20 protein-coding genes are annotated in these 21,584 nt (G+C 68.6%); 16 read left to right on the forward strand and 4 right to left on the reverse strand.

The features are described 5' to 3' along the window. Positions 1-22: 22 nt before the first annotated feature. From ACGFIF_RS14655 to ACGFIF_RS14710, 12 genes are all read left to right on the forward strand, one after another. Entirely contained in the window at positions 23-907 is an 885-nt protein-coding gene (locus ACGFIF_RS14655) for a sugar phosphate isomerase/epimerase family protein (RefSeq protein WP_393154763.1), read from the forward strand. Next, a complete protein-coding gene (iolC, locus tag ACGFIF_RS14660) occupies positions 904-1,923 on the forward strand; it encodes a 5-dehydro-2-deoxygluconokinase (protein ID WP_393154764.1) in 1,020 nt (339 codons plus the stop codon). The genes ACGFIF_RS14655 and iolC overlap by 4 nt, the downstream gene beginning before the upstream one ends. Next, on the forward strand, positions 1,920-2,846 hold the full coding sequence (locus ACGFIF_RS14665) for a deoxyribose-phosphate aldolase (protein WP_393154765.1): 927 nt from the start codon (positions 1,920-1,922) through the stop codon (positions 2,844-2,846). The genes iolC and ACGFIF_RS14665 overlap by 4 nt, the downstream gene beginning before the upstream one ends. Beyond that, a complete protein-coding gene (gene iolB, locus ACGFIF_RS14670) occupies positions 2,843-3,733 on the forward strand; it encodes a 5-deoxy-glucuronate isomerase (protein WP_393154766.1) in 891 nt (296 codons plus the stop codon). The genes ACGFIF_RS14665 and iolB overlap by 4 nt, the downstream gene beginning before the upstream one ends. 241 nt (positions 3,734-3,974) lie before the next feature. Beyond that, positions 3,975-5,888: a 3D-(3,5/4)-trihydroxycyclohexane-1,2-dione acylhydrolase (decyclizing) gene (gene iolD, locus ACGFIF_RS14675; RefSeq protein WP_393154767.1), complete on the forward strand. Its 1,914-nt coding sequence runs from the start codon at positions 3,975-3,977 to the stop codon at positions 5,886-5,888. 1 nt (position 5,889) lies between these two features. Next, positions 5,890-6,786, forward strand: a complete 897-nt coding sequence (locus ACGFIF_RS14680; RefSeq protein WP_393154768.1) for a TIM barrel protein — start codon at positions 5,890-5,892, stop codon at positions 6,784-6,786. An 82-nt stretch (positions 6,787-6,868) separates the two neighbouring features. Then, positions 6,869-7,867, forward strand: a complete 999-nt coding sequence (locus ACGFIF_RS14685) for a sugar ABC transporter substrate-binding protein (RefSeq protein ID WP_393154769.1) — start codon at positions 6,869-6,871, stop codon at positions 7,865-7,867. A 9-nt stretch (positions 7,868-7,876) separates the two neighbouring features. Next, positions 7,877-8,920, forward strand: a complete 1,044-nt coding sequence (locus tag ACGFIF_RS14690; protein WP_393154770.1) for an ABC transporter permease — start codon at positions 7,877-7,879, stop codon at positions 8,918-8,920. Next, a complete protein-coding gene (locus tag ACGFIF_RS14695; protein WP_393154771.1) occupies positions 8,917-9,774 on the forward strand; it encodes an ATP-binding cassette domain-containing protein in 858 nt (285 codons plus the stop codon). Before ACGFIF_RS14690 ends, ACGFIF_RS14695 begins: the two co-directional genes overlap by 4 nt. Before the next feature lie 175 nt (positions 9,775-9,949). After that, positions 9,950-10,960 (forward strand): Gfo/Idh/MocA family protein, encoded by a 1,011-nt coding sequence (locus ACGFIF_RS14700; protein WP_393154772.1) that lies wholly within the window; start codon positions 9,950-9,952, stop codon positions 10,958-10,960. Next, on the forward strand, positions 10,957-11,823 hold the full coding sequence (locus ACGFIF_RS14705) for a sugar phosphate isomerase/epimerase family protein (protein WP_393154773.1): 867 nt from the start codon (positions 10,957-10,959) through the stop codon (positions 11,821-11,823). Before ACGFIF_RS14700 ends, ACGFIF_RS14705 begins: the two co-directional genes overlap by 4 nt. Next, positions 11,820-13,316 carry a CoA-acylating methylmalonate-semialdehyde dehydrogenase gene (locus ACGFIF_RS14710; RefSeq protein ID WP_393154774.1) on the forward strand — a complete coding sequence of 499 codons (1,497 nt, stop codon included), beginning with the start codon at positions 11,820-11,822 and terminating at the stop codon, positions 13,314-13,316. Before ACGFIF_RS14705 ends, ACGFIF_RS14710 begins: the two co-directional genes overlap by 4 nt. A 263-nt stretch (positions 13,317-13,579) precedes the next feature. Here ACGFIF_RS14710 and ACGFIF_RS14715 read toward each other — a convergent pair whose 3' ends face one another. After that, complete coding sequence (locus tag ACGFIF_RS14715) at positions 13,580-14,461, reverse strand: LysR family transcriptional regulator (protein ID WP_393154775.1); 882 nt, start codon at positions 14,459-14,461, stop codon at positions 13,580-13,582. Positions 14,462-14,537: 76 nt separating this feature from the next. On the opposite strand from ACGFIF_RS14715, the gene ACGFIF_RS14720 reads away from it, so the two are divergent. Further along, complete coding sequence (locus ACGFIF_RS14720; protein ID WP_393154776.1) at positions 14,538-15,311, forward strand: hypothetical protein; 774 nt, start codon at positions 14,538-14,540, stop codon at positions 15,309-15,311. Here ACGFIF_RS14720 and ACGFIF_RS14725 read toward each other — a convergent pair. Together ACGFIF_RS14725 and ACGFIF_RS14730 are read right to left on the reverse strand one after the other, a co-directional pair. Continuing rightward, a complete protein-coding gene (locus ACGFIF_RS14725; RefSeq protein WP_393154777.1) occupies positions 15,266-16,267 on the reverse strand; it encodes a Gfo/Idh/MocA family protein in 1,002 nt (333 codons plus the stop codon). The genes ACGFIF_RS14720 and ACGFIF_RS14725 overlap by 46 nt on opposite strands. A gap of 190 nt (positions 16,268-16,457) precedes the next feature. Then, positions 16,458-17,591 carry a phytanoyl-CoA dioxygenase family protein gene (locus tag ACGFIF_RS14730; RefSeq protein WP_393154778.1) on the reverse strand — a complete coding sequence of 378 codons (1,134 nt, stop codon included), beginning with the start codon at positions 17,589-17,591 and terminating at the stop codon, positions 16,458-16,460. 106 nt (positions 17,592-17,697) lie between these two features. Here ACGFIF_RS14730 and ACGFIF_RS14735 point away from each other — a divergent pair, with 106 nt between their 5' ends. Beyond that, positions 17,698-18,711 carry a substrate-binding domain-containing protein gene (locus tag ACGFIF_RS14735; protein ID WP_393154779.1) on the forward strand — a complete coding sequence of 338 codons (1,014 nt, stop codon included), beginning with the start codon at positions 17,698-17,700 and terminating at the stop codon, positions 18,709-18,711. On the opposite strand, the gene ACGFIF_RS14740 is transcribed toward ACGFIF_RS14735, so the two are convergent. Next, positions 18,708-19,673 (reverse strand): LacI family DNA-binding transcriptional regulator, encoded by a 966-nt coding sequence (locus tag ACGFIF_RS14740; protein WP_393154780.1) that lies wholly within the window; start codon positions 19,671-19,673, stop codon positions 18,708-18,710. The genes ACGFIF_RS14735 and ACGFIF_RS14740 overlap by 4 nt on opposite strands. Before the next feature lie 97 nt (positions 19,674-19,770). Between ACGFIF_RS14740 and ACGFIF_RS14745 the strand changes: the two genes are divergently transcribed. Both ACGFIF_RS14745 and ACGFIF_RS14750 read left to right on the forward strand, forming a co-directional pair. Then, positions 19,771-20,808, forward strand: coding sequence for a Gfo/Idh/MocA family oxidoreductase (locus tag ACGFIF_RS14745; RefSeq protein WP_393154781.1), 1,038 nt, complete (start codon positions 19,771-19,773; stop codon positions 20,806-20,808). Continuing rightward, positions 20,808-21,581, forward strand: a complete 774-nt coding sequence (locus ACGFIF_RS14750) for a TIM barrel protein (RefSeq protein WP_393154782.1) — start codon at positions 20,808-20,810, stop codon at positions 21,579-21,581. Before ACGFIF_RS14745 ends, ACGFIF_RS14750 begins: the two co-directional genes overlap by 1 nt. Positions 21,582-21,584: the final 3 nt, after the last annotated feature.

Below are 21,584 nucleotides of genomic sequence, written 5' to 3' on the forward strand. Positions count from 1 at the left end.
CGACCACAGAGGAGATCGGCCGATGACTGACCTTGCACTCCGGATCGCGGGCGCCCCGATCTCGTGGGGTGTCTGCGAGGTCCCAGGATGGGGCTGGCAGTACGACCCGGAGACGGTGCTCGCCGAGATGCGCGATGTCGGCATCGCGGCGACGGAGTTCGGTCCGGACGGCTTCCTTCCCGACGACCCAGCCGAGAAGGCGAAGACACTCGCCGACCTCGGCCTCCGCGCCGTCGGTGGTTTCGTCCCGGTCGTCCTGCATGACCCGTCGCACGACCCGGCGCCCGAGGTCGCGGCGGCCCTCGACGGTTTCGTCGCCGCCGGTGCGACCACGTTGGTGCTCGCCGCGGCGACCGGCCAGGACGGGTACGACGGCCGCCCGGTGCTCGACGAGACCGGTTGGAGCACGCTGCTCGGCAACCTGGACAAGCTGTCCGTCCTCGCGGCCGAGCGCGGCGTGCTGGCCACGATCCACCCGCACGTCGGGACCATGGTCGAGAACGCCGACGACGTCGAGCGGGTCCTGCGGGGATCGTCGATCGGTCTCACCCTGGACACCGGCCACCTTTTGATCGGCGGTGTCGATCCGGTCGCGCTGACACTCGAGCACACCGGCCGGATCAAGCACACGCACCTGAAGGACGTCGACGCCGCGTGGGCCGCGAAGGTCCAGGCCGGCGAGGTGTCCTACACCGACGCCGTACGCCAAGGCATGTACCGGCCGTTGGGTGCCGGTGACATCGACCTCAGCACAATCGTCGCCGCCCTGGAGAACTCCGGCTACCGCGGCTGGTACGTCCTCGAACAGGACACCGTCCTTCAGGCCCGTCCCACCGACGAAGGCCCTGTCACCGACGTACGCACGAGCATCACCCACCTCCACACCATCGCGGAGACCCTCGCATGACACCCGAGAACCAGACTCCCTCACCGTCAGGTGCCACGGATCCCGTCACCGCCGGCTCGGATGCACCGCAGGCCGGCCCGGATGAGGTGTTGACGATCGGGCGGATCGGCGTAGACCTGTATCCGTTGCAGGTGGAGACTCACCTGGAGGATGTGGAGAGCTTCGGGAAGTTCCTGGGTGGGAGCGCCACGAACGTCGCGGTGGCGGCGGCCCGGCACGGGCGACGGTCGGCGGTGATCAGCCGGACCGGCAACGACCCGTTCGGCACCTTCATCCACCGCACCCTGCGCGAGCTCGGTGTCGACGACCGGTTCGTGACACCGGTCGACAACCTGCCGACGCCGATCACCTTCTGCGAGATCTTCCCGCCGGACAACTTCCCGCTGTACTTCTACCGGTTCCCCAAGGCTCCGGACCTCGAGATCTACCCGTCCGAGCTCGACCTGACCGCGATCCACGACGCCAGCATCTACTGGTCCACCGTTACCGGCCTATCCGCCGAGCCCAGCCGCTCGGCCCACTTCGTCGCCTGGGAAGCCCGCGAACGCCGCCCGCTCACCGTCCTCGACCTCGACTACCGGCCGATGTTCTGGGCCGACCCGACTGAGGCGCACGAGCAGGTCAGCCGGGCCCTGGAGTTCTGCACGGTTGCTGTGGGCAACCGTGAGGAGTGCGAGGTGGCGGTCGGCGAGACCGACCCGGACAAGGCGGCCCAAGCACTGCTCGACCGCGGCCTGGACCTGGCGGTCGTCAAACAGGGCCCGAAGGGCACCCTGGCCCGCACCCGCGACGAGCGCGTCGAGGTCCCGCCGTTCCCGGTCGAGGTGGTCAACGGCCTCGGTGCCGGCGACGGCTTCGGTGGTGCCCTGTGCCACGGACTGCTCGCGGGCTGGCCGTTGGAGAAGGTGATCCGGTTCGCCAACACCGCCGGCGCGATCGTCGCCTCCCGGCTCGAATGCTCGACCGCGATGCCTTCCGAGGCCGAGGTCCTGAGCCTGCTGGGTGAGAAGGCATGAACGACACCACCGGACGGACCCTCAACGCCAGATCGGCTGTGGCCTCGACCTCGGACCTGACCGAGCTGCGGGTGCGGCAGCCGGAGCGGATCACCGAGGCCTGGCAGCAGCGGCGGCGCCGCGAACTCGTCGGTGCCGACGGTCGCCTGCTGATCGTCGCGGCCGACCACCCGGCCCGGGGCGCGCTCGGCGTGCGCGGTGACCGGATGGCGATGGCCAGCCGCCCGGCGCTGATCGACCGGCTGATGACCGCGTTGGCGCGGCCCGGCGTCGACGGGGTACTGGCGACTCCCGACGTACTGGAAGACCTGCTGCTGCTCGGCGCGCTCGAGGGCAAGGTCGTCATCGGCTCGATGAACCGCGGTGGCCTGCAGGGTGCGGCTTTCGAGCTGGACGACCGCTTCACCGCGTACCGCTCGGCCGACGAGATCGCCGCCCGCCGGCTCGACGGCGGCAAGATGCTGACCAGGATCGACCTTGCCGACCCGGGCACGGTGGCGACGCTGGAGAGCAGTGCCGCTGCTGTCACCGGGTTGGCCGAGCACAAACTGATGGCGATGGTAGAGCCGTTCTGGTCGACGCGGACGGACGGACGGGTGACGAACCTGCTCGACCCGGACTCGGTGATCAAGTCCATCCACATCGCCGCCGGGCTTGGCGCGACCAGTGCGTACACCTGGCTCAAGCTGCCGGTCGTCGACGACCTCGCCCGGGTGATGGAGGCAACGACACTGCCGACGCTGCTCCTCGGTGGTGACCCGACTGTCTCGCCCGAGGAGACGTACGCCTCGTGGGGCAAGGCGCTCAGCCTTCCGTCCGTCCGCGGTCTCGTCGTCGGCCGCGCGCTGCTCTTCCCGCCCGACGGCGACGTAGCCGCAGCCGTCGACCAGGCCGCCGCCCTCGTCCACGGAGGCGCCGCATGACCGAGTGGTTCCGGCCTGCCGGTACGACGGCACGCGACGGCTTCGAGTTGATGGTGAGCCCAGGTGAACAGGACTGGCATCACACCGGCCTGTCGGTCCGCACGCTGCTGCCGGGCCAGTCGGTCCAGATCGACACCGGCGACTGCGAGTACCTGGTCCTGCCGTTGCGCGGCTCGGCCGAGGTGATCATCGACGGTGAGACGGTCCCACTCGGCGGCCGCGCCGACGTCTTCGCCGGACCGACCGACGTCGCCTACGTCCCGCGCGATGCGACGTTCGCGGTCGTCAGCGCCGGTGGTGCGCGGATCGCCTTCCCGCACGCCAAGGCGGCGAACGACTACCCGTTCCGCCGGATCGGCATCGAACAGGTCGAGACCGAACTTCGGGGCGCCGGCGTCTCATCCCGTCAGGTCCGCAACTTCGGTACGCCGTCCGTGCTCGAGGCGGACTCGATCATCGCCTGCGAGGTTCTCACCCCGGCAGGGAACTGGTCGTCGTACCCGCCGCACAAGCACGACGAGCACAAGCCTGGTAAGGAGAGTGAGCTCGAGGAGATCTACTACTTCGAGCTGCAGCTCTCCGACGCCGCCCCGGAAGATGTCAAGGGCAACGACCCGATCGGTTACCAGCGGGTCTACGGCACCGAGGACCGCCCCATCGACGTCCTCGCGGAGGTCCGCAGTGGGGATCTGGTGCTGGTGCCTCATGGTTGGCATGGTCCTGCGATGGCGCCTCCTGGGTATGACATGTACTACCTGAACGTGATGGCCGGCCCCGGTGCCGAACGCGAGTGGCTGATCACCGACGACCCACAGCACGGCTGGGTCCGCGAGCTGTGGTCCAGCCAGTCGATCGACCCCCGCCTCCCGTTCGGAGCACCCGGATGACCGCGCCGACCGGAACCCGGCTCGCAGGCCCAGCACCGAGAACGACTGCGGAGATGGCCGGCTCTGGGCAGCGGGCGAGAACGACTGCAGCAGGCCCCGGAGAGCGGGCGAGAGCGACTGCGGGAACGGCGGGCCTTGGACAGCGGGCGAGAACGGCTGCGGGAACGGCAAGCCCTGGACAGCGGGCGAGAACTATCGCGGGGATGGAGTGTCAGTTGACGGTGTGTGGAGGAGGACAGCGATGACGGTGCGTCTCACGGTCGCGCAGGCGTTGGTGCGATTCCTGAGCGTCCAGTACTCGGAGCGCGACGGCCGGCGGCAGCGGCTGTTCGCCGGGTGCCTGGGCATCTTCGGGCACGGCAACGTGGCCGGTGTCGGTCAGGCCCTGCTGCAGGCCGAGCTCGAGGACCCGGAGGCGCTGCCGTACATCCTGGCCCGCAACGAGCAGGCCATGGTGCACACCGCGTCCGCCTTCGCCCGCACCCGCGACCGGCTCCAGACCTATGCCTGCACGGCAAGCATCGGCCCCGGCTCGACCAACATGGTGACCGGCGCGGCCCTCGCCACGATCAATAGGCTGCCTGTTCTCATCCTCCCTTCGGATGTGTTCGCGACCCGGGTGGCGACACCCGTGTTGCAGGAGCTGGAGAGCTTCGGCGCCGGCGACGTCTCCGTCAACGACGCGTTCCGCCCAGTGTCCAAGTACTTCGACCGCATCTGGCGCCCCGAGCAGTTGCCCTCGGCACTGCTCAACGCCATGCGCGTGCTGACCGACCCGGTCGAGACCGGCGCGGTGACACTGGCCCTGCCGCAGGACGTCCAGGCCGAGGCCTACGACTGGCCCGAGGAGCTCTTCACCGAGCGCACCTGGTACGTCGCGAGGCCGTTGCCGGAAGCATCAATTGTCGACAAGGTGGTAGATCTCCTACGGTCCGCGCAGCGGCCGCTGATCGTCGCCGGCGGCGGTGTGCACTACTCTGGCGCGGAGGACGCGCTCCGCGAGTTCGCCGAGGCGACCGGCGTACCGGTTGCGGAATCCCAGGCAGGCAAGGGATCGCTGCGCTACGACCACCCGCAGTCGGTCGGTGCCGTCGGCTCGACCGGAACCACGGCAGCCAACACCCTGGCCCGTGACGCCGACCTGGTGATCGGCATCGGCACCCGCTACAGCGACTTCACGACAGCCTCGCGGACCGCCTTCCAGAACCCGGACGTGCGGTTCGTCAACATCAACGTGGCGCGTTTCGACGGTGGCAAACATGCCGGCCTTCCTCTCGTCGCGGATGCACGGGAAGCCCTTGTTTCGTTGCGATCCGCGGTTGGTGACTGGTCTGTGAGCGACCAGTACAGATCGTTGACGGCCATGCTCGCAACCCAGTGGGACGAGATTGTGGAAAACACCTACAACCCGCCCGCGGAGGTGACCGCGAAACTGGCCGAAGGCCTGCTGACACAGGGCGAAGTGCTCGGTGCCGTGAACGAATTGTCGGCGCCGTCTGATGTGGTGGTCTGCGCAGCCGGTTCGATGCCGGGTGACCTGCACAAACTGTGGCGCACGCGCGACCCGAAGGGATACCACGTCGAATATGGCTACTCCTGTATGGGCTACGAGATCGCCGGCGGTATCGGCGTCCGCCTCGGCGCGCCGGATCGCGACGTGTTCATCATGGTCGGCGACGGGTCGTACCTGATGATGTCGTCAGAGCTCGTCACCGCGGTCCAGGAGAACGTGAAGGTCGTCGTCGTCCTGGTCCAGAACCACGGCTTCGCGTCGATCGGCGCGCTGTCGGAGTCGCTGGGCTCGCAACGGTTCGGTACGTCGTACCGGCGCCGGAGCAGTGACGGACGTCTCGACGGCGACTACCTGCCGGTCGACCTGGCCGCGAACATCCGCAGCCTCGGGGTGGACGTGATCGAGGTGCATGACCGCGCCGAACTGGAGAAGGCGATCGGTACGGCGAAGGCCGCGGACGGACCGATCGCGATCCACGTAGCGACGGACCCGTTGATCGGTGCGCCGGACAGCGAGTCATGGTGGGACGTGCCGGTCAGCGAGGTGTCCGTGCTCGACTCCACGCAGGCCGCGTCCGCGTCGTACCAGGAGTCCAAGCAGGGCCAGCGTCCGTACCTCACGCCGACCGAAGGAGATCGTTGACATGGGCAAGGTCAAGGTCGGCAGTGCGCCGGACTCGTGGGGCGTGTGGTTCGCCGACGATCCGCAGCAGACGCCGTGGGAGAGGTTCCTCGACGAGGTGGCCGCGGCCGGGTACACCCGGATCGAGCTCGGGCCGTACGGCTATCTGCCGACCGACCCGGCCCGGTTGAAGGAGGAGCTGGACAAGCGCGGCCTGATCATGACGGCCGGCACGATCTTCGAGCACCTGCACCGCCCCGACTCGTGGGACTCGACCTGGCGGGACGTGTCCAAGGCCGCCGAGCTGACCGCGGCGATGGGCGCCAAGCACCTGGTCGTGATCCCGTCGATGTGGCGTGACGGGGTCACCGGCGAGATCACCGAGCCCCGGCTCGACCGCGCGGGCCAGGCCCGGCACGGCGGTCAGGTCACCGAGCTCGGTCGACGGATCGCCGACGAGTACGGGCTGAAGACGCAGTACCACCCGCACGCCGACGGCCATGTGGACACGCACGAGACCGTCGAGCACTTCCTCGACGACACCGACAGTGCGTACGTGAACCTCTGCCTCGACACGGGTCACATCAGCTACTGCGGGGGCGACAACCTGAAGCTGATCCAGGACCACCCGGACCGGATCGGCTATGTCCACCTCAAGCAGGTCGACCCTGAGATCCTGGCCGCCGTGGAGGCCGACGGGGTCGGCTTCGGCGAGGCGGTCAAGCGCGGCGTGATGTGCGAGCCGCCGACCGGAATTCCCGAGCTCCCGCCGCTGCTGGACGCGCTGGCGGGGCTCGACGTGGACCTGTTCGCGATCGTCGAGCAGGACCTGTACCCGTGTCCGCCCGACGTCCCGCTGCCGATCGCGGAGCGGACGTTGGCCTATCTGAGATCCCACGGGGGTGGCGTATCGATCTGACGGCCAGCAGAGTGTGCACTCTCTGGTCCCACGCAACACCGCGGAGTAATCCCGCGGATCCTCTGAAAGGCTGGTTGTAGTCATGGTTCGGTGGCAGAAGAAGTCGGCGGCGGTGGGGGCTGCGCTCGTGATGGTCGCGGCGCTGGTCGCCTGCAGTTCGTCCGGCGGCAAGCAGGAGGAAGAGCAGAGCTCCGGCGGCTCCGGTGGCAACGTGGCGGACACGCCGCGGATGAAGGTCGCGTTCATCACGCACGCGGCGCCTGGTGACACCTTCTGGGACCTGGTCCGCAGAGGTGCCGAGGCCGCGGCGAAGAAGGACAACGTCGAACTGCAGTACACCGGCGCGCCGGAGGGGGCGGACCAGGCCAACCTGGTGCAGACCGCGATCGACTCCAAGGTCGACGGGATCGCCGTCACCCTGGCGAAGGCCGACGCGATGCAGGCGAACGTGAAGAAGGCGGCCGACGGCGGCATTCCGGTGGTGGCGCTGAACGGCGGTATCGAAGCGTGGAAGCAAGCCGGTGCGCTCGGGTACTTCGGACAGGACGAGCGGATCGCCGGCCAGGCGGCCGGTGACAAGCTGACCCAGCTCGGTGCGAAGAAGGCCGTCTGCGTGATCCAGGAGCAGGGTCACGTCGGACTCGAGGCCCGGTGCCAGGGTGTGAAGGACAAGTTCCCGAACTCCGAGAAGATCTACATCACCGGGACCGACATGCCGGGCAGCACCACGACCATGACGTCGAAGCTGCAGCAGGACAAGAGCATCGACTACGTCGTCACCCTGGGTGCTCCGTTCGCGCTGGCCGCGGTCCAGTCGGTCAAGGACGCGGGATCGAGTGCCAAGGTCGGCACCTTCGACACCAACAAGGACCTCGTCGGCGCGATCAAGGACGGCTCCGTGCAGTGGGCCGTCGACCAGCAGCCGTACCTGCAGGGCTACCTGGCCGTCGACAGCCTGTGGCTCTACAAGACGAACGGCAACACCATCGGCGGTGGGCAGGCGACCCTGACCGGGCCGGCGTTCATCGACAAGAACAACGTGGCCTCGGTGGAGAAGTTCGCCGCCGCCGGGACGCGCTGAGGACCGATCATGGCTTCCACACTGACGGCGCCGAGCTCGGTTGACGACCGCGTCTCGCGCCGCTCGCTCGCAGCCCGCCTGCTCAGCCGGCCCGAGGTCGGATCGCTGGTCGGCGCCGCGGTCATCCTGGTGTTCTTCCTGATCATGGCCGAGCCGTTCCGAAGCCCGGCCAACATCGGGACGGTCCTCTACCAGGCCGCGCTGATCGGCGTCATGGCCGTACCGGTCGCGCTGCTGATGATCGGCGGCGAGTTCGATCTGTCCGCCGGCGTCGCGGTGACGACCTCCGGTCTGTTCGCCGGTCTGTTCGCCTACCAGTTCAGCGTCAACGTCTGGGTCGGCGTGCTGGTCGCGATGGTGGCGGCGCTCGCCGTCGGTGCCTTCAACGGCTGGCTGCTGATGCGGACCGGCCTGCCGAGCTTCCTGGTGACGCTGGGCACCTTCTTCATCCTGCAGGGACTGAACCTCGCGATCACCCGGCTGCTGTCCGGCCAGGTCTCGTCGAACTCGATCAGCGACATGGACGGGTTCGAGTCGGCGAAGGCGGTGTTCGCGTCGGAGTTCTCGATCGGCTCGGTCACCATCAAGATCCTCGTCGTCTGGTGGATCCTGTTCGTGATCGCCGGCAGTTGGGTGCTGCTGAAGACGAAGATCGGCAACTGGATCTTCGCCGTCGGCGGTGACGCGGCGGCGGCCCGGGCCGTCGGTGTCCCGGTGAAGCGGGTCAAGATCGGACTGTTCATGACCGTCGGCTTCTTCGCCTGGTTCTCCGGGATGCACCTGCTCTTCACCCAGAGCAGCGTGCAGTCCGGTGAGGGTGTCGGCAAGGAGTTCATCTACATCATCGCGGCGGTGGTCGGTGGTTGCCTGCTGACCGGCGGCTACGGGTCCGTGGTCGGATCGGCGATCGGTGCGCTGATCTTCGCCATGACCCAGCTCGGTGTCGTGTACGCCGGCTGGAACGCGGACTGGTTCAAGGCGTTCCTGGGCGTGATGTTGCTCCTCGCAACGATCGTCAACCTGGTCGTGAAGAGAAGGGCGGATCTGCGATGACCACCACCGACAGTTTCGCGGAAGAAGCCGCCACCAGCCCGAACACACCGGTGGTGCACCTGGAGGACGTCGGCAAGAGCTACGGCAACGTGCATGCGTTGCGCGGGGTCTCGCTAGCGGTCCGGCAGGGTGAGATCACTTGTGTGCTGGGGGACAACGGCGCGGGCAAGTCGACGCTGATCAAGATCATCGCCGGTCTGCACGAGCACACCGACGGGGTCCTGTCGGTGAACGGCGAGGAGCGCCGGTTCAGCTCACCGCGCGAGTCGCTGGACAGCGGGATCGCCACGGTCTACCAGGACCTGGCACTGGCCCCGCTGATGTCGGTGTGGCGGAACTTCTTCCTCGGCAACGAGATGACCAAGCGCCCGTTCGGCCGGCTCGACGACCGCAAGATGAAGCGCATCGCCGACGAGGAACTGACCAAGATGGGAATCTCGATCCCCAACCTGGAACAGCCGGTCGGCATGCTGTCCGGCGGTCAGCGGCAGTGCATCGCGATCGCCCGGGCGATCTACTTCGGCGCCAAGGTGCTGATCCTGGACGAGCCGACCGCCGCACTCGGCGTGAAGCAGTCCGGAGTGGTGCTGAAGTACATCGTCAAGGCCCGTGACGCCGGCCTGGGGGTCGTCTTCATCACCCACAACCCGCATCACGCCTACCTGGTGGGCAACCACTTCGTGGTGCTCAAGCTCGGCCGGGTCGCGCTCGACACCCATCGCGCCGATCTCACGCTGGCCCAGTTGACCAACGAGATGGCCGGTGGTTCGGAGCTCGAGGCACTCAGCCACGAGCTGCGCGGTATCGACCCGGAGGTCGTCGCCACACCGCATGACCGGCCAGGAGGGATCTAGTCCGGCGGGTTTGATGCAAGGGCCGCATCGGACGGTCCGGCCCTTGCATCCGTCGTACGACGGGAAGCACCGCGGAACGCGGCCGAAGCGTAAGCAGAGCAGCGAGAGCGCAGCCAGAGCAGCGAGAGCGTGAGCAGAGCAGCGAGAGCGTAAGCAGAGCAGAGAGAAGGTGGAGATGCGGGACCTGAGGATCGGGATCGTCGGGGTCGGGATGATGGGTGCGGACCATGCCGAGCGGGTGGCCCGCCGGATCTCGGGTGCCCGCCTGGTCGCGGTTTCCGATCCGGACACGGACCGGGCCGCCGCACTGGCCACGACGTTCGACGAGGTCCGGGCGATCGACGACCCGCTGGCGCTGATCGGCGACGCCGACGTGGACGCGGTGATCATCGCGTCGCCGGGGTTCGCCCATGCCGAGCAGCTGACGGCCTGCCTGGAGCACGCCAAGCCGGTGTTGTGCGAGAAGCCGCTGACCATGGACGCCGAGTCGTCGCTGCGGGTGGTCGAGGCCGAGCACAAGCTCGGCAAACAGCTGATCCAGGTCGGCTTCATGCGCCGGTTCGACCCGGAGTACGCGGCGCTGAAGGAGCTGCTCGACTCCGGTGAGCTCGGCCGGACCCTGCTGCTGCACAACGTGCACCGGAACAAGTCCGTCCCGGCGACGTTCCGCAGCGAGATGATCGTGCGCGACTCACTCGTCCACGAGGTCGACGTGGCCCGCTGGCTGTACGGCGACGAGATCGCCCGGATCACCGTTCACGCGCCGAAGCCGAGCGGCCTGGTCGGCGAGGACGTGCTGGATCCGCAGTTCGCGGTGTTCGAGATGGCGAGCGGCGCGATGGCCGACGTCGAGGTGTTCGTGAACTGCCAGGTCGGGTACGAGGTCCGGTGTGAGGCGGTCGGCGAGAAGGGCAGCGCGACCATCGGCCTGGGGGTCGACGTGCTGACCAGGCGGGCCGGACACTGGGGTGGTGCGGTGCCGGACGACTTCCGGGTCCGGTTCGGGCTCGCGTACGACCTGGAGATCCGGCGCTGGGTGAACGCGGTGGCGAAGGGCACGATCGACGGCCCGGCGGCCTGGGACGGGTACGCCGCCGCCGCGGTCTGCACGGCCGGCGTGCGGTCGCTGCAGGAGGGACGCCCAGTGGAGGTGGAGATGGTTCCGAGGAGTGAGGTGCTCGGATGAAACTCAGCCTCGACCCGTACATGTTCCGCCGTACGCCGCTGCCGGAGCTGCCGGCGCTGGTCGCCGAGCTCGGCTACGAGTGGATGGAGTTGTCGCCACGCGACGACTTCCTGCCGTTCTTCAACCACCCGAGGGTGAACGACGCGGGTGTCGCCGCCCTCAAGCGCGAGCTCGCCGCCGCGGGGGTCGGGGTCTCGTCGGTGCTGCCGCTGTACAAGTGGTCGGGGCCGGACGAGGACGAGCGGCAGGCGGCGGTCCGCTACTGGAAGCGCGCGATCCGGATCACCGCCGACCTCGGCGTCGACGTGATGAACTCCGAGTTCAACGGCCGGCCCGAGCAGGCGGCCCGCAGCGAGGCGCAGTTCTGGCGGTCGCTGGAGGAGTTGCTGCCGGTCTTCGAGGCCGAGGGCGTCCGGCTGGTGCTGGAGCCGCATCCGGACGACTTCGAGGAGGACGGCAAGGCGGCGGTCGACCTGGTCCGCGGGATCAACCACCCGCTGGTGAGCTTCCTGTACTGCGCGCCGCACACGTTCCACATGGGCAACGACGCCCCCGGCATCATCAGCCACGCCGGTGACCTGCTGACCAACGTTCACGTGGCCGACTCGTTCGACCACACCGGGTCGTCGGGGCTGCGTTACATCGTCAACCCGCCCGGCTCGACGGTCCGGGTGCACCAGCACCTGGACATCGGCCAGGGCGAGGTCGACTTCGACGAGCTGTTCGCCGAGCTGGCCGCGGCCGGCTTCGACGGCACCATCACCACCTGTGTCTTCGCCTGGGAGGAGCGGGCTCGGGAGTCGAGCACGTTCATGCGGGAGAAGATCAACGAGTTACTGACCAAACAAGGGACGCAGTTGTGAGTACTGAGCGAATCACCCATCTGATCGGCGGGAGCCCGTGGACCGGGGTCTCGGAGCGCACCAGCAAGGTCTACAACCCGGCGACGGGTGAGGCCACCGGCGAGCTGGACCTGGCCTCGGCGGCGACGGTCGACGAGGTGGTCAAGGTCGCCCACGAGGCCTCGAAGGCCTGGGCGCAGACCTCGCTCAGCAAGCGGACCCAGGTGCTGTTCGCGTTCCGGGAGCTGGTCAACCAGCGCAAGGAGCAGATCGCCGCCCTGATCACCGCCGAGCACGGCAAGGTGCTGTCGGACGCGCTCGGTGAGGTGACCCGCGGCCTCGAGGTGATCGAGTTCGCCTGCGGTATCCCGCACCTGCTCAAGGGCGGCTACAGCGAGGGCGTCTCGACGAAGGTCGACGTGTACTCGATTCGTCAGCCGCTCGGTGTCAGCGCGGTGATCTCGCCGTTCAACTTCCCGGCCATGGTGCCGATGTGGTTCGTCCCGATCGCCGTCGCCTGTGGCAACAGCGTGGTGATCAAGCCGTCCGAGAAGGACCCGTCCGCCGCGAACGCGATGGCCGAGCTGTGGAAGGAGGCCGGCCTGCCGGACGGTGTGGTCAACGTCGTCCACGGCGACAAGGAGGCCGTCGACCGGCTGCTGGAGCACCCGGACATCAAGTCGGTGTCGTTCGTCGGCTCGACCCCGATCGCGAAGTACGTCTACGAGACCGGTACCAGGCACGGCAAGCGGGTGCAGGCGCTCGGCGGTGCGAAGAACCACATGGTCGTGCTGCCCGACGCCGACCTGGACCTGGCCGCCGACGCAGCGGTGAACGCCGGATTCGGCTCGGCGGGCGAGCGGTGTATGGCCATCTCCGCGCTGGTCGCGGTCGAGCCGATCGCCGACGAGCTGGTGGGCAAGATCAAGGAGCGGATGGCGACGCTGAAGACCGGCGACGGCACCCGGGGCTGCGACATGGGCCCGCTCGTCACCGGCCCGCACCGCGACAAGGTCGCCGGGTACGTCGAGGCCGGGGTCGAGTCCGGTGCGGAGCTCGTCGTCGACGGCCGGGACGGCGAGTTCGACGGCGCCGCGGACGGGTTCTGGCTCGGGCCGACACTGTTCGACAAGGTGACGCCGGAGATGTCGATCTACACCGACGAGATCTTCGGTCCGGTGCTGTCCGTCGTCCGCCAGCCCTCGTACGACGCCGCACTCGACCTGGTGAACTCCAACCCGTACGGCAATGGCACCGCCATCTTCACCAACGACGGTGGCGCGGCCCGCCGGTTCCAGAACGAGGTCGAGGTCGGGATGGTCGGCATCAACGTGCCGATTCCGGTCCCGATGGCGTACTACTCGTTCGGCGGCTGGAAGAACTCCTTGTTCGGCGACACCCACGCCCACGGGATGGAAGGCGTCCACTTCTTCACCCGCGGCAAAGTGGTCACGTCCCGCTGGCTCGACCCGTCCCACGGCGGCCTGAACCTGGGCTTCCCCACCCACGACTAACCCGGGCTATTGGGGCTGCCTGGGTGTAGCGTCGAAGACAACCCCCGGGGCATGAGGAGTACCGCGGCGTACGAAGGCCGTTGGCCTGTCCGCAGTCGTCGAGCTGGTCACCGAGCCAGCCATCCAGCCCCCAGGAGTGCGTCGTGTCCAAGAACAAGGGTGGACGTGAGGTCCGCAAGCCCAAACAACCCAAGAAGCCGAAGGCGGTCCCCGCCGACAGCGCCATCATCCCGCCCACCAAACAGGCGCGGAAGTAACCGTACTCAGCCCTCGTCGAGCAACTCGGCGAGGGCTGAGGCGGCTGATGAGTCGAGTTGGCCGTGCAGGAGTTCGACCCGGTAGACCAGGCGGGGTGCGTCGACCGGGACTTTCGCGATGCCCGCGGGGATGTCGATCGAAGCGGGGAGTACGGCGAGGCCGTGGCCGGCGGAAACCAGTGCGAGCAGGGTGAGCAGGTCAGCGCCGGTGTAGACGATCGCCGGCCGGAGGCTGTCGGTCTCGACGGCGGCACGGAGCTCGTCCAGCGGTGCGCTCACCGCGGGGGCGTCGATCCAGCGCGCGTCGACCAGGGCCGCCAGGCCGAGCCACTTGCGCTTGGCCATCGGGTGGTCGCCGGGTACGACGACTGCCAGCTTCTCCTGGGCGACTGCCGACGTACGGAGCTGACCGACGTCCGGGAGCTTCAACGGATCGCTCGGTGCGGCGATGCCGTCGACCAGGCCGAGGTGGTACGCGCCGGACGCGACGCCACGCGCCACCTCGTCCCGGCGAACCACCTCGAAGGTCACTGCAATCCCGGGTCTCGTCTGCCTGAGTTGGGTCAGCGCCCGCGCGACTCGGGTCGCTCCGGCCAGCGGAGTCGCGGCGAAGACGATCTCGCCGGGTGGTTCGCCGACCACCCGTCGTACGTCGGCCCGGGCGGCCTCGATCCGCAGCAGGATCGCGCCGGCGTGCTCGAGCAGGCGCTCGCCTGCCGGCGTCGGCGCCACCGGGCGACGGGTCAGGAGCGCGGTGCCGAGCGAGTTCTCGAGCGCGGCGATGTGCTGCGAGACGGCCGACTGGGTGTAGCCGAGCTCGGCCGCCGCGGCCGAGAAGGAGCCACTCGACGCCACCGCGATGAACGTGCGGAGCAGATGCGGATCCACGCCGATCAGTATCGCTTATCAACCATGCAGAGATCATCGTTGGTGCTGATCCGGGTCCGCGGCGCAGCATAGGGGCATGACGACGCACGCGTACTCCGCCCGGATCGCCCTGGTCGGCGATCGGTCCCCGCATGTCCGTTCCCACCACCGGGTGCCTCAGGTGCTCGACCGCCTGCGCGAGCGGGAGGGACTCGACCTCGACGTGTACTGGGTCCCCACCGACGAGGTGGACGCGATGGACGCTTTCGACGGGATCTGGGTCCTGCCGGGGAGCCCGTACCGGAGCGAGGCCGGCGCGGTCAGCGCGATCCGGACGGCGCGGGAGCAGGGGATCCCGTTCCTCGGTACGTGTGGCGGGTTCCAGCACACGATGCTCGAGTATGCGCGCAACGTCTGCGGGGCTACCGGCGTACAGCATGCCGAGAACACTCCGGACGGCGACGACCTGCTGATCGTCCCGCTGGCGTGCTCACTCGACGGTCACGAGGCCACGGTCGAGGTGCGGCCCGGCACGCTGGCCGGGCGGCTGCTCGGCGCGGAGCGGTCCACCGAGCGCTACCACTGCTCGTACGGACTCGACCCCGCACGGCAGAGTCTGCTCGAGGAGCACGGTCTGGTCTTCAGCGCGTACGACGCCGAAGGCGCGCCGCGGGTCGCCGAGCTACCCGAGCACCCGTTCTTCCTGGTCACGCTGTTCCAGCCCGAGCTGTCCGGCGACGGCACCCGGCCGCACCCGTTCATCCAGGCGTTCGCCCACGCGGCCGCCGGACAGGCCGGCCGGCACGCGGCCGCCGGACAAACTGCTCAGATCGTGGAGACCGGGCGCGGGACCATCCCGGCGTCGCGGTAGCAGGCGTCGATCAGCTCCATCGTCGCCAGCGCGTCGTCGGCGTCGGTGAGCACGGGTGCGCCGTTGCGGACCGCTCCGGCGAACGCCTCCAGCTGGTACGTGTACGACGACCGAGTGCCGAGGTGCTCGACCCAGGTGTCCTCCTTGGTCGTCACGATCACCCGGTCGTCGTTGTGCGGCAGCACGAAGAAGGGCGCGAACGCTTCACCGCGCGTGCCGACGACCTTGAGGCTGAAGTCGACGCTCTCGGCGGCCATGCTGGTCCGGACCGCACCGGTCGCACCGCTCGGGAACTCGAGATCCGCGTTCAGCCACTCGTCGACCCCGGGCAGCCGCTTGCGCTCACCGGCCCGTGCGCTGACCAGCTTCGGCGCACCACCGGCGTACTGCGCCAGCATCCGCTGGGCGTGGATCGCGTAGCAGCCGACGTCCATCACCGCGCCACCGGCGAGCGGCAGGGACCAGCGGGGGTCGGCGTCCGGCGGCGGGGGCATCACCATGGTCGCCTCGACGTGCTGCAGGTCGCCGAGCTCACCCTTGGCGAGCAGCTCCTGCAACCGGCGCATCACCGGGTGGTACGCGTAGTGGAACGCCTCCATGAAGACCACGCCGTGTTCGCGGACCGCGTCGCGGACCTGGACCGCCTCCTCGGCGTTGCTGGCCGACGGCTTCTCGGTCAGCACATGTTTGCCCGCGGCAATCGCCCGCAGGTTCCACGGTCCGTGCAGGCCGTTGGCCAGCGGGTTGTAGATCGCCTCGACCTCGGGGTCGTCCAGCACGTCCTGGTACGACGCATGGACGCGTTCGACCTGATGTTCCGCCGCGAACGCCTCGGCCCGTTCGGCATCCCGGGCCGCCACCGCGACCAGCCGGGCCCCGGTCAGCTGGGCCGGCTCGACGATCGCCCGGCCGGCGATCCGGGCGGCCCCGAGAATCCCGATACGCAGCGGTTCCATGCCTTCTCCTTCGATGGGCGGCCGTACGGGCGGCGTACAGCAGGTCGGCTGAGTGGCGCGTTCCGCCGGTAAGGCTAGTGCCTCGTCGAGACGGCGAACGCGCCATCCTGCCTGACGATCACCCCTGGGCGACACCACCTGCCCGTGATCCGGACCAGGTTCACCCAACGTTCACTGATTTGGTATCGGTTCAGTGCGTCTGCCGCCGGTGGTTGCCGTCGGCGAGGGCCTGGTCCAGTTGGTCGGGAGTCCAGGTCTCGGCGACGGCCTGGCGGAGCAGGTCGGCCTGGGACTGCGGTGCCAGGCCGCCGATGGGCTGGTCGCGGTCGAGGTTGGTCGGGAAGGCGTAGCCCTCGGCGGTGGCGGCGATCACGTTGTCCACGCCGGCCGGGTCGTCCTTCGCCATCCGGAGCAGGACCGGGTAGAGGGCTGACGCCATCCGGGTCCGGTCGACACTCTCCATCGCGCGGCCGAAGGCGGACGAGATCTGTAGCAGGTTCGCCATCCGCTTGATGTCGGTGGAGTGGTTGCTGCCGGCCGCGTGGAAGGCCGCGGGGTTGAAGAAGACGGCGTCCCCCTTCTCCAGCGGGAGTTGGACGTGGTTCGCGACGAAGTACTCCGAGAACTCGGGTCGCCGATAGGCCAGATAGCCGAGCTCGTACTTCTGCGAGTGCGGCAGGTACAGCGTCGGCCCCGACTCGACCGGCATGTCGCAGTGAGCGACCGCACCTTGCAGTGTCAGGACGGAGGACAACCGGTGCACATGAGCCGGGTACTGCGCCGCCACCTCATCGGACTGGAAGCCGAGGTGGTAGTCGCGATGGACTGTCTGGCCGTCACCGCCTGGGTTCACCACGTTCACCTGCGAGGTCACCTGGTACGCCGGTCCGAGCCAAGCCGTCGCGACCAGCGCGAGCAGATCGTTGGCGTAGTACGCAGCGAAGACCTCGGGTGCACCGACGGCCAGTTTCTCCAGGGCGTTCCAGACCCGATCGTTCGCCCCCGGTTTGGCGAAGTGGTCGCCGGCCGCGACACCGGATCGGTGCTGCTCCTTGATCAGCCGGCTGAACTCGGCCGTCGTCGCGTCGACGACCGCGTTGCCGAAGGCACCCTTCAGGACGACGATGCCTGGGCCGGTGCCGAACGCGGTGGCGAACTCGGTCTGCACGGCCCGGGGATCCGCGGTCCGGATCCGGGCGGCGTCGTACACCGGGACCTGTTGCTCGATCCGCTCGGCGTGCGGGTAGCCGGCGGCGTCGGTCTGCTCCTTGAGCACGGTCAGCAGGTCGTCCAGCCGGACATCGTCGGGGTTCAGCCAGTTCATCGGGGTGGCTCCTTGTCTCCTGGTTGTTCTAGCGTGGGGGTTTCCTGATGGGTTCGGAATCCCCTGGATCCGTCAAAAACCCGTCATTTCAGGCCTGAGGAGGGTGATGGGACGCGAACACCGGGTCCGCGACATCGCGGTCCAGGCCGGGCTCAGCGAGACGACGGTCGACCGGGTGCTCAACGGTCGCGCCGGCGTCAGCGCCCGCGCCCGCCGTCAGGTCGAGCAGGCGATCCACGACCTGGACCGGCAGGCCACCCAGGTCCGTCTCGGCGGCCGCACGCTGGTGATCGACCTCGTCATGCAGGCGCCCAGCCGGTTCTCCGGCGCGGTCCGTGCGGCGCTCGAGGCGGCCCTGCCCGGTCTGCGTCCGGCGGTCCTGCGGGCCCGGTTCGACCTCAGCGAGACTGCTTCCGCCGCCGAACTGATCGCGACGCTGGAGAAGGTGCGAAAGCGCGGCTCACAGGGCGTGATCCTCAAGGCGCCGGACGAGCGCGAAGTGATCGAGGCGGTCGACAAGTTGGTTGCCGCCGGCATCCCGGTCGTCACCCTCGTCACCGATCTTCCTGGCAGCAAGCGGATCGCGTACGTCGGTATCGACAATCGGTCCGCCGGCGCGACAGCGGCGTACTTCCTCACCCAGTGGCTGGGCGACGGTCCGGGCAGTGTGTTGGTCACTCTGAGCCGTGGTTCGTTCCGCGGCGAGGAGGAACGGGAGATGGGTTTTCGCTCAACCCTGCGCCGTCTGGAGCCGGGGCGCGCGGTGGTGGAGTTGGCCGAGACGGACGGCCTCGACACCACGATCCACGGGCAGGCGCTGGCGGCACTGACCGCCGACCCGGCCATCAACGCGGTCTACTCCATCGGGGGTGGCAACCGCGCCATCGTCCAGGCATTCGAGGATCTCGGGCGGCCGTGCCGCTGCTTTGTTGCCCACGACCTCGACGCCGACAACCTGGCGTTGCTGCGCTCCGGTGCTCTCTCGGTGGTGCTGCATCACGACCTGCCCACCGACCTTCACCGTGCGTGCCAGCACCTCCTGCACGCACACCGGCTGCTGCCCAACGTCCCGAGTACGCCGAGCAACCTGCAGCCGATCACGCCGTACAACGTGCCTTAAGCGGTGGTCTTACGCGGCAGCAGGTCGGGACTGGTGATGACCTCCTGGGGTGACTCGCGGTCCTCACAGGTCGCGAGGCCGAGAGCGGCGGACGCGAGGCGGTCGGCGTTCTGGGCGACGGTCGAGAGTTGGATGTGGTCCAGGCGGGACGGCGTGGAGTCGTCGTACCCGATGATCGAGATGTCTTCCGGGACCCGGCGGCCACTGGCCCGGAGGGTGTGCAGCAAGCCGATCGCACACGCGTCGTTGAAGGCGGCAACGGCTGTGACGCCCGACGGGAGTCGGTGCTCCGCGTCTGTGCCCGCTGCCTCTGTCGGGCCGCCGGGAATGACCACAGGGGTGAGTCCTGCGCGCCGCATGGTGTGGACGTACGCAGTACGGCGTTCTGCTGCGCCAGGGGCACGGGCGCCGTCCACGTGAGCGATGCGCGTGTGTCCGAGGGATAGCAGGTGTTCAACAGCTAGGCGTGACCCAGCAGCGTCGTCGGTCCGTACGACGTGCACACCGGCCGCTCGCACCTTGCGGGCGATGACCACTGTCGGTTGGGACTCGGCGAGAGCGGTCAGCGCGGATGGCGGTGCGGTCGGCCCTAGCAGGACGAGTGACTCGCAGCGGTAGTCCAGCAGGGACTGGACAGCGGCTGCCTCGCGGCGGGTACCGGTGACGGCGCTCAGAGTGAGGCTGTAGCCCAGGGACTCGGCCGCCGGGTACAGCGCCTCGACCAGGTCGCCGTGGAAGGGGTAGCGCACGTCGAAGGCCACGCCGATCAGCCGAGTGCGCTGCCTGCTGCCGAGCAGCCGGGCCCGATGGTCCGGGCGGTAGCCGAGCTCGTCGCCGGCCGCGAACACGCGCGCCCGCGTCTCGTCGCTCGCGCCCGGCACATTGCGGTAGACGATCGAGACGAGGGCGCGGGACACACCGGCCCGGGCGGCGACGTCCTCCATCGTCGGTCGGGGGTTCATCTCACCTGCTCTCGTGGGGTCTTGACCCAGACCATCAAAGCAGTGTTCGCTAGCTCGTGACTAGAGCGCTCTAGTCGTGGCGACGGCTGGAGGGGTGATGATGCGGAACGATCACGGACTGCGGGTGGTGCGGCTCGGGTTGATCGGGGCCGGGCGGATCGGCACGATGCACGCCCGGAACATCGCCCGCCACGTCCCCGGCGCCGAGCTGGCGGTGGTCGCCGACGCCAGGCCGGAGGCGGCGCAGCGGCTCGCGGGGACGTACGACGCCGACGCCCGCGACGTCGAGGGACTGATCAAGGACCCGGAGATCGACGGGGTCGTCATCACCTCGATCGCGGCCGCGCATCTGGAGTTGATCGAGCAGGCGGCCGAGGCGGGCAAGCCGGTCTGGTGCGAGAAGCCGGCGTCGCTGACACTCGAGGAGATCGACCGGGCGATCGCCGCCACCGAGCGGGCCGGGGTCGCCTTCCAGGTCGGCTTCAACCGCAGGTTCGCCCGCGACTTCGCCGCCGCGCGGACGACGATCGAGGACGGCGGGATCGGTACGCCGCAGCTGATGCGATCGATCACCCGTGACCCGGGCCGGCCGGAGGGCATGGGCGCCGTGGCCGCCGGGATCCGGCCGTGGACGATCTTCCGCGAGACGCTCATCCACGACTTCGACACCCTGCTCTGGCTCAACCCCGGCGCGCGGCCGGTCGAGGTCTACACGAAGGCGGACGCGCTGGTCGCCCCGGAGTACAAGGAGAACGGGCTCCTCGACACCGCGGTGGTGATGATCACGTTCGACAATGGCGCGATCGCCACCGCCGAGGCGAACTTCTCCGCCCTGTACGGGTACGACGTCCGCGGCGAGGTCTTCGGCAGCAAGGGCATGGTCGTGGCCGGCCGGTTGGCCAGTAGCCCGATGGTGCATTACGACGTGCGCGGATTGCACCAGCACACGCTCGGCAGCGACGAGGAGATGTTCCGCGACGCCTATGTCCAGGAACTCGCCGAGTTCACCGAAGTTGTCCGCGGCAACATCGCGGCGCCGGTTACCGGTCAGGATGCCCGGAATGCGTTGCGGGTCGCCCTCGCGGCGATGAAGTCGCACCAGGAAAGCCGTCCGGTGCAGGTCGGGGAGATCTGATGAAGCTCGCCGTCTGTGCCGAAATGGTGTTCACCGAGCTGCCGTTCCTGGAGCGGGTCGAGCGCATTCATGCGGCCGGATTCGGCGTCGTGATCTGGAACTGGCCGGACAAGGACATCGCCGGGCTGAAGAAGACCGGTGCCGCATTCTCGTCGATGACCGGATACGTCGGTGGATCGCTCACCCACGATCAGGACCGGCTGCTGGAAACCGCGGAACAGTCCATCCAGGTCGCGCTCGAGCTCGGCTGTCCACGGCTCAACCTGCACGGCACCGAACTCGACGAGCGCGGGCTGCCGGTGCTTCCGCAGTACGCCGTCTCCGGCGCCGACTGGCTGACCGCCGCGCGGACGCTGGAACGGCTGGCGAAACTCGCGGACCGGTACGACGTGATGTTCGTGCTGGAGAATCTCAACACCGAGGTCGACCATCCCGGCGTACCGTTCGGAAAAGCCGCCGACACACTCGCGTTGGTCAAAGCCGTCGATCATCCGCGGCTGCGGATGATGCTGGACCTGTATCACGCGCAGATCGGCGAGGGGAATCTGATCGAGCTGATCGGCAAGGCGTTCCCGTATCTCGGTGAGATCCAGGTGGCCGACGTACCCGGGCGGTGTGAACCCGGCACCGGTGAGATCAACTACCCGGCGATCGCGGCCGCGTTGCGACAGCACGGATATGACGGGACGGTCGACCTGGAGGCGTTCGCCTCGAGCGACAGCGAGCTCGCGTTGCGCCGTTTCCGGGCGGCGTTCACAAACGCAGAGATCTGATCA

The sequence above is a fragment of the Kribbella sp. NPDC049174 genome, assembly GCF_043197365.1.
GTDB lineage: Bacteria > Actinomycetota > Actinomycetes > Propionibacteriales > Kribbellaceae > Kribbella.

Excerpts from the sequence above, each read along its gene's own strand:
- ACGFIF_RS14655 (WP_393154763.1), top strand. The coding sequence starts at position 23 with ATGACTGACCTTGCACTCCGGATCGCGGGCGCCCCGATCTCGTGGGGT.
- iolC (WP_393154764.1), top strand. The coding sequence starts at position 904 with ATGACACCCGAGAACCAGACTCCCTCACCGTCAGGTGCCACGGATCCC.
- ACGFIF_RS14665 (WP_393154765.1), top strand. The coding sequence starts at position 1,920 with ATGAACGACACCACCGGACGGACCCTCAACGCCAGATCGGCTGTGGCC.
- iolB (WP_393154766.1), top strand. The coding sequence starts at position 2,843 with ATGACCGAGTGGTTCCGGCCTGCCGGTACGACGGCACGCGACGGCTTC.
- iolD (WP_393154767.1), top strand. The coding sequence starts at position 3,975 with ATGACGGTGCGTCTCACGGTCGCGCAGGCGTTGGTGCGATTCCTGAGC.
- ACGFIF_RS14680 (WP_393154768.1), top strand. The coding sequence starts at position 5,890 with ATGGGCAAGGTCAAGGTCGGCAGTGCGCCGGACTCGTGGGGCGTGTGG.
- ACGFIF_RS14685 (WP_393154769.1), top strand. The coding sequence starts at position 6,869 with ATGGTTCGGTGGCAGAAGAAGTCGGCGGCGGTGGGGGCTGCGCTCGTG.
- ACGFIF_RS14690 (WP_393154770.1), top strand. The coding sequence starts at position 7,877 with ATGGCTTCCACACTGACGGCGCCGAGCTCGGTTGACGACCGCGTCTCG.
- ACGFIF_RS14695 (WP_393154771.1), top strand. The coding sequence starts at position 8,917 with ATGACCACCACCGACAGTTTCGCGGAAGAAGCCGCCACCAGCCCGAAC.
- ACGFIF_RS14700 (WP_393154772.1), top strand. The coding sequence starts at position 9,950 with ATGCGGGACCTGAGGATCGGGATCGTCGGGGTCGGGATGATGGGTGCG.
- ACGFIF_RS14705 (WP_393154773.1), top strand. The coding sequence starts at position 10,957 with ATGAAACTCAGCCTCGACCCGTACATGTTCCGCCGTACGCCGCTGCCG.
- ACGFIF_RS14720 (WP_393154776.1), top strand. The coding sequence starts at position 14,538 with ATGACGACGCACGCGTACTCCGCCCGGATCGCCCTGGTCGGCGATCGG.
- ACGFIF_RS14725 (WP_393154777.1), bottom strand. The coding sequence starts at position 16,267 with ATGGAACCGCTGCGTATCGGGATTCTCGGGGCCGCCCGGATCGCCGGC.
- ACGFIF_RS14730 (WP_393154778.1), bottom strand. The coding sequence starts at position 17,591 with ATGAACTGGCTGAACCCCGACGATGTCCGGCTGGACGACCTGCTGACC.
- ACGFIF_RS14735 (WP_393154779.1), top strand. The coding sequence starts at position 17,698 with ATGGGACGCGAACACCGGGTCCGCGACATCGCGGTCCAGGCCGGGCTC.
- ACGFIF_RS14740 (WP_393154780.1), bottom strand. The coding sequence starts at position 19,673 with ATGAACCCCCGACCGACGATGGAGGACGTCGCCGCCCGGGCCGGTGTG.
- ACGFIF_RS14745 (WP_393154781.1), top strand. The coding sequence starts at position 19,771 with ATGATGCGGAACGATCACGGACTGCGGGTGGTGCGGCTCGGGTTGATC.
- ACGFIF_RS14750 (WP_393154782.1), top strand. The coding sequence starts at position 20,808 with ATGAAGCTCGCCGTCTGTGCCGAAATGGTGTTCACCGAGCTGCCGTTC.